This window comes from Rhizobium sp. 268, from assembly GCF_036571585.1.
Taxonomy (GTDB): Bacteria; Pseudomonadota; Alphaproteobacteria; order Rhizobiales; family Rhizobiaceae; genus Rhizobium; species Rhizobium redzepovicii.
In genome coordinates, this window is record NZ_JAPPSO010000001.1 from 676,765 (window position 1) to 684,879 (window position 8,115).

General features: G+C 61.0%; 8 protein-coding genes. 1 reads left to right on the top strand and 7 read right to left on the bottom strand.

The window, feature by feature from the left end:
- Positions 1-10: 10 nt before the first annotated feature.
- Positions 11-661, bottom strand: a complete 651-nt coding sequence (locus OS035_RS03470) for an esterase/lipase family protein (RefSeq protein ID WP_183852667.1) — start codon at positions 659-661, stop codon at positions 11-13.
- 169 nt (positions 662-830) lie between these two features.
- On the opposite strand from OS035_RS03470, the gene OS035_RS03475 reads away from it, so the two are divergent.
- Entirely contained in the window at positions 831-1,850 is a 1,020-nt protein-coding gene (locus OS035_RS03475; protein WP_097624163.1) for a LacI family DNA-binding transcriptional regulator, read from the top strand.
- A 33-nt stretch (positions 1,851-1,883) separates the two neighbouring features.
- Here OS035_RS03475 and OS035_RS03480 read toward each other — a convergent pair whose 3' ends face one another.
- From OS035_RS03480 to OS035_RS03505, 6 genes are all read right to left on the bottom strand, one after another.
- Positions 1,884-2,894, bottom strand: coding sequence for a zinc-dependent alcohol dehydrogenase family protein (locus OS035_RS03480; RefSeq protein WP_331813366.1), 1,011 nt, complete (start codon positions 2,892-2,894; stop codon positions 1,884-1,886).
- 88 nt (positions 2,895-2,982) lie between these two features.
- The gene (locus OS035_RS03485) at positions 2,983-3,771 is read right to left on the bottom strand and encodes an L-iditol 2-dehydrogenase (protein WP_310804102.1); all 789 of its coding nucleotides are present in this window, start codon (positions 3,769-3,771) and stop codon (positions 2,983-2,985) included.
- A gap of 136 nt (positions 3,772-3,907) precedes the next feature.
- A complete protein-coding gene (locus OS035_RS03490; RefSeq protein WP_183777194.1) occupies positions 3,908-4,966 on the bottom strand; it encodes a carbohydrate kinase family protein in 1,059 nt (352 codons plus the stop codon).
- A complete protein-coding gene (locus OS035_RS03495; protein ID WP_183777193.1) occupies positions 4,966-5,637 on the bottom strand; it encodes a D-lyxose/D-mannose family sugar isomerase in 672 nt (223 codons plus the stop codon). The genes OS035_RS03490 and OS035_RS03495 overlap by 1 nt, the downstream gene beginning before the upstream one ends.
- Positions 5,637-6,791 carry a Gfo/Idh/MocA family protein gene (locus OS035_RS03500; RefSeq protein WP_183777192.1) on the bottom strand — a complete coding sequence of 385 codons (1,155 nt, stop codon included), beginning with the start codon at positions 6,789-6,791 and terminating at the stop codon, positions 5,637-5,639. The genes OS035_RS03495 and OS035_RS03500 overlap by 1 nt, the downstream gene beginning before the upstream one ends.
- Positions 6,792-6,813: 22 nt before the next feature.
- Positions 6,814-7,638, bottom strand: a complete 825-nt coding sequence (locus tag OS035_RS03505; RefSeq protein ID WP_183777191.1) for a class I fructose-bisphosphate aldolase — start codon at positions 7,636-7,638, stop codon at positions 6,814-6,816.
- Positions 7,639-8,115 lie beyond the last annotated feature (477 nt).

Here is an 8,115-nt window from a genome sequence, read left to right on the forward strand (position 1 = left end):
CTGTCGGTGTTCAGCTTGCGAACCGTCCATCCTGCAGAAACGACAGGGCTTGCCTCCACATGATCTTGTTGACCGGCAAGAAAGTGTGGTTGGCGGGAATGACGATATGCGCCGCGGCGCCGTCGAGGCGTGTGCTCTCCACCGACACCTTTCCATCATTCGGAATTCTAAGGCCGATGATCAGGGAAGAGACCGGGTCGATGGTCCGGTTCCCCGCGATGATGCCAAGTTCGTAATCGACCGTGCCGAACAGCTTGGTCATTGCGGTTTGATCGGTAATCAGCTGCTGCCCTGCCGGTCCATAGAACCTCCTGTAGAGCGGCCAGGTCTTGAGGAAATCGGCGATCTGGCTGCCGTTGTTCGGCGTTCCGACCATGACCACTCTTCCCAGCTTCGGCGGGCGATGGTTCCGGAGAAAAGCACGGATAAGCAGCCCACCCATCGAATAACCGATGAAATGCACACGGCCGTCGCCTGCCTCCTTCACAGCCGCGTCGATCTGCGGCCGAACGATGTCGACAAGGTCGCCGATCGAAAACCTGGTGGAGGGGTAACCGACATTCGCAACCCGATACCCCTTCCCGGACAGGAAGGCTGCGAGCTTCTCCATGCTTTTCTTCGTCCGGGCAATGCCGTGAAAAAGGATGACTGTGTCGTTCATCAGGTGTCCATGCCGAATAGCCATTCATTCGAAATGGCTTGGTTGTGGCGTACGAATTGCTTAGATCGGAATCGATTTAAGGATAAGTTGTGCAGCATTCAAACTGCTGCAGCGTCCTTTGCGCAGCTGCAAAGACGCTCAGTGCTGCACGAAGAGAGAAATGCGGGCCGTGACGACCAGCATCAGACATATCGCCAAACTTGCAGGAACGTCGGTCTCTTCGGTCTCGCGTGTGCTCAACAACAGCGGCTACGCCTCGCCTGAGCTCCGGCATCGCGTAGAGTCGGCGATCCGGACACTGAACTACACACCCAGCAAGGGTGCCCGTATGCTGCGCGGTGCACCAAGCCGGATGATCGGGCTGATGCTGCCGTCGATTGACGTGCCGTTCTTCGGTATCCTCGCCCATGCCATCGAACAGGAACTGTTTCAGCACGGCTATCAGACGCTGATCTGCAGCACGGCGGAAAATATGGATCACGAGGCGCGCTATATTTCCATGCTGCTTGCCCAGCGCGTCGACGGTGTCATCGTCGCAAGCGCCTTCGGCAGCATCGAGCATTTCGGGGTGCTGCGGGATGCCGGTATACCGATCATCGCCATCGACCGTGAGCTGAGCGGCATCGCCGACGACGCTGTCATGGCCGATCATGCGGAAGGCGGACGGCTGATGGCGCGCCATCTGATCGACCTCGGCCACCGGGCTATCGCCATCGTCGGCGCGCCGGCACACAGCCAACCTATCCAGCTTCGCCTTCAGGGCATCACGGCGGAAATGGCCAAGGATGGCATCGCACCTGCCATCGTGGCGATGGCGGAAGAGCACAGCTTTGCGGAAACCTACCGACTGGCGCGAGAATTGCTGGCGTCTCGACCTGAGGTCACCGCGATCATCGGCACAACCGACGTTTCGGCGATTGCCGCAATCCATGCCGTCCAGGATCGCGGATTTTCCGTTCCGAACGACTATTCGGTCGTCGGCTTCGACGACCTGCCGGAGGCAGCCTATGTCTTTCCGCGGCTGACAACGGTCGCGCAGCCGATCCGCGATGTCGGGCAGCAAGCAGCACGGTTACTGGAAGCGCTGATCGAAGAGCACCAGACAGGAGACGCATCTCGGCAGGGTGCGATCGTAAAGGTGCCGGTCACGCTGATCGAGCGCGATTCCACCGGCCCCATCCGCAGCTGAGCAGGCGGTGCGGATCAGAGTGGCGCGGCAAAGCTAGGGTCGGACGATGACCTTGATTTCGCCCGGTAATGGCACGTTGCCCACCACGTCGGCGACCTCCTCGAGACCGATGGTTTTGGTGACCAGCGCGTCCAGCTCCAATGCCCCGTTTGCTACCATTGCAGCAGCGCGCGAATGGGTGAAAGGATTGAGGTAGGCCGGCCTGATATCGACTTCGTTCACCAGCAGATCGAAGGGCAGAACCGGCACCTCGACACCTGCCGGCGTGACCCCGAAAAGCACGAATGTGCCACCGCGCCGCGCCATCCTCAGACCGCTTTGAAGCGTATCGGGCACGCCGGCGCACTCGATGACCACGTCTGTGCCGCCTTTGGTAACCTCTCGCACGGAAGCGATCGTGTCGGAGGAGGCCGGGTCGAAGGCATGTGTCGCCCCCAGGCGCAGAGCGGTTTGGCGTCGCGACTGCTGGCGCGTGATCAAAATGATCTCGCTCGCCCCCGCCAGGCGGGCCAATTGCACCATCAGCAGACCGATCACGCCCCCGCCGAGGATCGCGACGCTGTCGCCCGGACGGATCCTTGCCTTATCGATGGCGTGGATGCAGCAGGCCAGCGGTTCACTGAAGGCGCCGTGAACGGGATCGAGGTCGGCCGGCAGCCTGAAGGCCTGCGCGTGCGGCACCGCCACATATTCCGCAAAGCCGCCATCCCGTGTCACGCCGATGGCAGTCAGGCTCTCGCACAGGTTCGGCTGCGCCTGCGTGCAAGCCGGACAGATGCCGCAGGCGATATTGGGGTCGACCGTCACGAGTTCCCCACCGCTAAACCGTGTCACACCATCGCCGATCTCTTCCACGATGCCGCAGAATTCGTGGCCCAGCGTGACGGGGATCGCTGTCGGATATTCGCCCTTATACATGTGGCGATCGGAACCGCAGATGCCGGCTGCTGCCACCCTGACAAGCAGTTCGCCTGGCCCGGCAACCGGTTTCTCAACGTTGCGCATGGTCAAAGACCCGATCGACTCCAAGCGTACAGCCTTCATTCCGCTCCTCCAGACCTAAAGTTCGATTGCCGATCGTGCTGATGAAGCCGCCTTGCAGGATGATGCAGCCGCGACGCGGCTCAAGCGCTCAGCTCATGACATTGCCGCCATCGACATTGTAGCACTGCGCCACGATGTATGCTGCATCAGGCCCGGCCAGGAAGGCCGCCATGGCAGCTTGTTCTTGGGGAGCGCCAAATCGTCCGGCGGGAACGGCGGCAGCCACGCGGCGCTTGACGTCACCAGGTTTCAAACCTTCCCGGCTGCCGAGTTTTGCATCGACGACGTCCCACATCGGCGTATCGACGACGCCGGGAGCGATGGCATTGACGTTGATGCCGTAACGGATCAGCTCCAGAGCGCAGCTTTGCGTGATGCTGATGACCGCCGCCTTGGATGCGCAGTAAGCCACAGCAGGTCCTTCGCCCCGACGCCCCGCCTGAGACGAGAAGTTGATGATGCGTCCACCTTCCCCTCTCTCCACCATGTGCCGGGCAACGGCCTGTGTCATGAAAATCACGCCTTCGATATTGACCTGAAATACCCTAGCGGTGCGCTCCCGGGATATTTCCAGAATGGACTCGACCTCGTAAATGCCTGCGGCATTGACCAGGATATCGATCTGACCGGCAGTGGCGATGGCGAAGCGTGCAGCTTCTTCGATGCTGTCCTGGCTGGTCACGTCAAGCGCCACACCCCAGGCATGCGGACCGATCGCTTCCGCCACCCGTGCGCATCGTTCACCGTCGAGATCTGCCACGACAACCCTGGCGCCTTCGGCGGCGAAGCGTTCGCATACTGCTTTGCCGATACCGCTTGCTCCCCCTGTGACCAATGCCACCTTGCCCGAGAGCCGCGCCGTTTCCGTATAGGTCATCGCACTGCCTCCCCGCTCGGACCTGCGCCGGCAAGGGTGCCGTGCGCGGCTGCCATCGTGAATAGCTTCATGTCTGCTCCTCCATTCTGACTGGATGGTGATCGGCGCCGCCCTCTCCTGAGACGACGCCAATGGGCTATGCGGATTGCGGGCTCGCCTCCTGCGCCTCCCGAAGGAGCACAGACATGTCGGGGATGCCGTCGGTGGCCGTCGCACCCGCGAGGCAATGCGCAGCCGCCGCATGGGCGACGGCGCAAATATGCTCGACAGGCCAGTTCTCATGCAGGCCGTAGAGCACGGCGGCACAGAAGGCGTCTCCTGCGCCGACCGTACTGACGATGTCATCAGGATCGACGGGTCGTGAACGCGTCATGATCGGGGAAGCGCCTGATGCAAACCAGAAGCAGATTTCCGGTGCATGGATAATCGCGCCTTTGGTGACGCCTGCGGCAAGCAGGCGCTCGCCCGCTTCCAAAAGCCCCGCCTCGATCAAATCTCCCTTCGCGTCGCGAACGACAACATCGGTTGCCCGACCCGCCTCCATCTCGTTGATGATCAGATAATCGCAGAAGGGCAGAGCGACGCCGACCTTGGACGCAAATTCCGGGTCTTCGCTCGATACGAAATCCACGCAGGTCGTGAGCCCGGCGCGGCGCGCAGCCTCCAGCAGGCGCGACGCTCCCGAACGACCATCAGGGCCGATGCGGTCGAGACCCGGCAACAGCATGAGATAACCGAGATAGAACAGCCGATAGCCGGCCTCAGCGAAGGTGGCTGGTGAGACGAGCTCATCCGTCACGGCATCGTTGGCGCCGCCATGATAGAAGAAGGTCCGGTTCTGGCCGGGCACATTCATGACATGCGTATGCGCCGTCACCCGGTCGGCAAGCGCGGTCAGCCCACCGACATCGACGCCGGCAAGTGTAAGGCGGGCCTTGACGATCTCCCCGTCCTGATCAGCGCCGATGCATCCCGCCGCCGCCAGCTTTCCGGGAAATCCGAGCGAGGCCAGATCGGTAACGACATTGGCCGCCCCGCCGCCCACGCCCAGATCCTGGTGCAGGATATGCGCGAGATTGCCCTGTTCTGGCCAATAGGACAGGGTGTGGACGCGATCGACAATGAAGTTTCCCGCGCAGACGATGCCGCCGTGCTTCTGGCTATCGCGATCGCAAACCTCCTCCCCGGCTCGCATCAGCCGACTCCTTCATTCCACAAGGGTCTCAGCGGCGGCTCATCTTCCTCGATCGCGGCAAAGCGCCCGATCGGTTCCAGAAAGAAATTGTCGCTGTTGTCGTCGTTGACCTGACTGACCTCGCCGACAAGGACAGGTCCGCCCCCTTTCCTGCCGTAAAAGCGGTGGTAAAGCCCGGTGCGGATCGTCACGCTTTGGCCAGGCTCAAGAATCAGCGGCTCCCATGCCGCGAGCCGGTGCGGCAGCCCGTCGACCGGAACCGTCACATCCTCCGTCAGCACATTGCCATCGGCGTCGGTTGCGGCGAATTCGATGACGAGATCGCCGCCGGCGCGATTGATGATGTCTTCCATCTTCGCCGCATGGCGGTGCGTCGGCGTGACCTGGCCTTCTTCGACGAAGAGCAGCTTTTCGGCATAGGTCCGCTCCCCCTCGACATCAACGATGCCATTGCGCAGGCAGAACAACACGAGGCCGCGTTCGGCAAACCGGTTCGAGCCGAAATCGGTGACATCCCAACCCAGCTGATGGGCGCGCAGATAGGCCGATGCCTCCGGATGAGCGGCAAAATCCGCCGCCGTCCAATATCCCCATGCCGGCAGGGACCAATGCCAGCGCTCGAGGGTCTCGGTTGCCCGCAGCAACGCGGCGTTGATCGCGGAGCGCTGCATCAAACGGACACCCCGTCATACGCGACCGGTACCACGACGTCCTCGCGACCGGATTTGAGGGCTGCCGTCAGGACCGCATGATGCGCCTGCGCCTCCGCCGGCGTCGCGCAGCCGAAACCGTTGGCATCCCCGCCGGCAAGCTCATCGACGAAGGCCGCCCACATCTGCTGTATGGCGTCGGCAAAACCGAATTCAAAGATCTTGCCTGTGATGGCCGGAAACAGCGAGCCATAGCCGAGATCCTCGGTGCTCCAGGCCTGGGCTCCGCCATTATAATCCATCCACTGCCACTGGCGCGGCGACTTCGTGCTGAAGAATGCGCTTTTCTTCATGCCAAGAACCCTGATGTACCAGGTGTTGGATTCGCCGGGCGCGATGCGCCAGGTTTTCAGCACCATCGGGAAATCCTGATCCCCGGTGCGTACGCGGCTGCTGATCGTGGCATTGTCCCAGGTGGTGCAGGGCAGCATGCCGCCCTTGCCGTCGGGACGTTCGGTAACCTTCTTGACCAGTTGCGCATGCAGGGTCGTCGGGCGCCAGCCGAGACGCAGCGGCACATGCAGCACATGCATGCCGAGATCACCCATGCAGCCATAGTCGCCATTGATCTCGGCCATACGCTTCCAGTTGATCGGCTTCTGCCGGTCGATATCCGAAGAGTGCAGGAAACCCGCCTCGACTTCGATTATATCCCCCATCTCGCCGCTTTTTGCGAGCGCGATGACCTTCTGTGCGCCGGGGAAGAAAGGCATTTCCGACGAGCAGCGGACCAGGAGTTCGGGATGCTCGGCCAGAACCGCCATGATTTCCCGGTTCTGCGCGGCGTCCATGCCGAAGGGCTTTTCGCCGAGAAGATGCTTTCCGGCCTTCAGGACGTCGATGTAGAATTGCTGGTGCAGCACATGCGGGACGGCGCAATAGACCGCATCGACCTCAGGATTGGCCAGAAGCTCCTTATAGTCGGCGGTGAACTGGCGAACAGTCGGCACATGATCCCTGAACCAGTCGAGCAGCGTCGCGTTGGTATCACAGACGGCGACGATTTCCGGTCGCGCCTTCACATCGGCCAGATGCAGCCAGCGCGCCGCGGCACTCGCGAACTCGCGCCCCATCAGACCGCAGCCGATGACGCCGAAGCGGAATATTTTCGTCATGACATGTCCTCCCAGACGCGCGTCAGCCAATATGCAGCGAGGCTTGCTCGACGGAAGCCTTGTCATGGACGATTGCCATCAAGGCCCGCGTCATGCCGCCGGGATTGTGATGCTGGATGACGTTGCGGCCATAGACGATGCCACGGGCGCCTTGCTCCATCAACTGCTTGGTGCGGATCAGGATTTCCTGATCCGAAACGCGGCCGCCGCCGCGCACGAGCACCGGCAGGCCCTGAGCGATTTCGACCACGCGGTGATATTCTTCGACATTGTCGCAGGGATCGGCCTTGATGATATCCGCACCGAGTTCGGCGGCTTGGCGCACAAGCGGCAGGATCTTGTCGATCGCGCCATCGACCATGTAGGCGCCCTTGGAATTGTCCTGCATGACGAGCGGCTCGACCATCAGCGGCATGCTGTAGATCTCGCATTCGCGCTTCAGGCTGTTCACATTGCGCACGCAGGCGCGGTAGACTTCCGGCTGGTCCGGCAGCATCAAGAGATTGACGACGACACAGGCAGCATCCAATGCAACGCCTTGCTCCACCGCCCTGTCGATCATTTCGGAAAACAGCTGAGACGGCAGGGGATTGCCATAGATGTTGGCGATGTCGGTGCGCAGCACCAGCGCCGGGCGATGCTTGCCGGGAATAGCCTGCAGCATGGGCGCCGTCCCCGGCGGCAGCTGAATGGCATCCGGTGCCGCTTGCGCGATCACCTCGATGGCAGTCTTCATGTTCTCGATGCCGGCGAGGAAAGTCCGTTCATTGAACATGCCGTGATCGATAGCAACGTCAAAACAATTTCCAGACACGCCGAAAAGTCGGTTCAACCGCGCGGATTTCATCAGCTTCCTCCCAATATGGCAACGTTTCCACATTCGAATAAACGCAGGAGAATTGCGAGTCAAGAAAATGTGGTAACGTTTCCACATTCGCTTTAATTGTCCATTTGGCGCGCTGAATTCGCCTCATCAGCCATGCAGGCCGTCGCGGCCTTGAGTCAGGCGGGGCCGCGCTGATACAATTGCAAGAGATCAGAATCGTTTACGGTCGGAGATTTGCATAAGAGTATCGGTTTTTAGCTCCTCAAGCGCTAGTTTGCTCCCACTGGCCATTTAAATTGCATCCCACGCTCACCTTTGGAGGAATGGCTGACGTTTCGGGGTGAGTTGTCTTGGGAGGATCCATGAGACATTATTTGGCAGGCGCACTCGGCGCCTTTATTTCCGTAGCACTCAGCTCCACCGTTCTGGCTGAAACGCTGACAATCGCGACCGTGAACAACGGCGACATGATCCGGATGCAGAAGCTGACGGATGACT

Bases quoted from the DNA above. Each gene is read 5' to 3' on its own strand.
- OS035_RS03470 (WP_183852667.1), bottom strand. From the start codon at position 661: ATGAACGACACAGTCATCCTTTTTCACGGCATTGCCCGGACGAAGAAA.
- OS035_RS03480 (WP_331813366.1), bottom strand. From the start codon at position 2,894: ATGAAGGCTGTACGCTTGGAGTCGATCGGGTCTTTGACCATGCGCAAC.
- OS035_RS03485 (WP_310804102.1), bottom strand. From the start codon at position 3,771: ATGACCTATACGGAAACGGCGCGGCTCTCGGGCAAGGTGGCATTGGTC.
- OS035_RS03490 (WP_183777194.1), bottom strand. From the start codon at position 4,966: ATGCGAGCCGGGGAGGAGGTTTGCGATCGCGATAGCCAGAAGCACGGC.
- OS035_RS03495 (WP_183777193.1), bottom strand. From the start codon at position 5,637: ATGCAGCGCTCCGCGATCAACGCCGCGTTGCTGCGGGCAACCGAGACC.
- OS035_RS03500 (WP_183777192.1), bottom strand. From the start codon at position 6,791: ATGACGAAAATATTCCGCTTCGGCGTCATCGGCTGCGGTCTGATGGGG.
- OS035_RS03505 (WP_183777191.1), bottom strand. From the start codon at position 7,638: ATGAAATCCGCGCGGTTGAACCGACTTTTCGGCGTGTCTGGAAATTGT.